The following is a 1,374-nucleotide window of genomic DNA, read 5'->3' on the forward strand; positions in this document are numbered from 1 at the left end:
GGCTTGTGCGCGCAATGCCGCCGCGTCGTTCGTGCCCTGCCACCGGGTGGTCGGCACGGACGGGACGCTGCGCGGCTACCGCTGGGGCCTGGCCGTGAAGACCTGGCTGCTGGCTCACGAGAGCCACGGCTGACCCGGCGGGGGCGGTGCCCGGCGGCCGGCTCCAGCGGAGCTTGAGCCGCCGTCGAGCGGGGCTGGCCAGGCTGCGCACGGCGTCCGCCGGCGGGCGGTACGCCTGCCGCGCCGAGGAGGCCACCGTGCTGCCGCCGACCGTCCACGAGCAAGCTGCCGAGCCCGATCTGGGATCCGGGCCGCTGTGGCACCGCCCCCGCTGGTTCACCACGTTGTTCCTGACCGACCTGTGGGAGCGCTTCAGCTTCTACGGGATGATGGGCATCCTCTACCTGTTCGCCGTCGCGCCCCGGGACACCGGCGGGCTGGCCCAGTCACCGGCCACGGCGACGGCGGTGGTCGGGGCGTACCTCTCGGTGGTCTTCCTGGCCTCGGTCCCGGGTGGCTGGCTGGGCGACCGGGTGCTCGGCACCCGGCGCGCCACCCTGTACGGGGCCGTGCTGATCATGCTCGGCCACACCACGATGGCACTCCCGGCCCGCTGGCCCGTCTTCGCCGGCATGGCCCTGATCGCGGCCGGCACCGGACTGCTGAAGCCCAACCTCGCGGCGCTGCTCGGCGGGATGTACCCGCGGTCCGCGCGGGCCCCGCGTGACGCCGCGTTCGCGCTGTTCTACATGAGCATCCAGGTGAGCGCGATCGCCGGGCCACTGGTCACCGGCCTGCTCGGCGAGAAGATCGACTGGCACCTCGGTTTCGGCGCCGCGGCGGTCGGGATGCTCTTCGGCATCCTGCAGTACGTGCGCGGCGCGGTGCACTTCGGCGACGTCGGACTGCACCCCGAGCGCCCGGCCACTCCCGCCGAGCTGCGTCGCGTGCTGGTGCTCGGCGGGACCGGCGGCGCCGTGCTGCTGCTGGGCCTCGGCGCGGACGCGCTGGCCGGCACCTTCCGCGTCGGGCACGTCCTGGCGGTCACCGGGCTGCTGTCCGTCGTCGCCCCGATCATCGCCTTCACCCTGCTGTTGCGGCACCGGGCCATCCGTACCGTCGACCGGGTCCGGGTCGGCGCCTACGTCTGGGTGTTCCTGTCGTCCGCGGTGTTCTGGATGCTGTACGTCCAGACCGGCACGGTGCTGGCCGGCTTCGCCGACGTCTCGACCGACCGGGGCGTCGCCGGGTTCACCGTGCCCGCGAGCTGGTTCCAGTCCGTCGTCCCCTTCTTCGTCCTGGTGTTCGCGCCGGTGGCCGCCCGGTTCTGGCTGCGCGCCGGCGACCGGGCGAGCGGGCCGGTGAAGCTGTCGC

2 protein-coding genes are annotated in these 1,374 nt (G+C 74.0%); both read left to right on the forward strand.

The window, feature by feature from the left end:
* A partial coding sequence (locus tag AB0C29_RS48600; protein WP_360835185.1) for an MGMT family protein occupies positions 1-133 on the forward strand: 133 nt, incomplete at its 5' end.
* A gap of 40 nt (positions 134-173) precedes the next feature.
* Positions 174-1,374: oligopeptide:H+ symporter (locus tag AB0C29_RS48605; RefSeq protein ID WP_360835183.1), on the forward strand; the 1,201-nt coding region annotated here is incomplete at its 3' end.

The organism is Actinoplanes sp. NPDC048791, assembly GCF_040650095.1.
Lineage (GTDB): Bacteria > Actinomycetota > Actinomycetes > Mycobacteriales > Micromonosporaceae > Actinoplanes.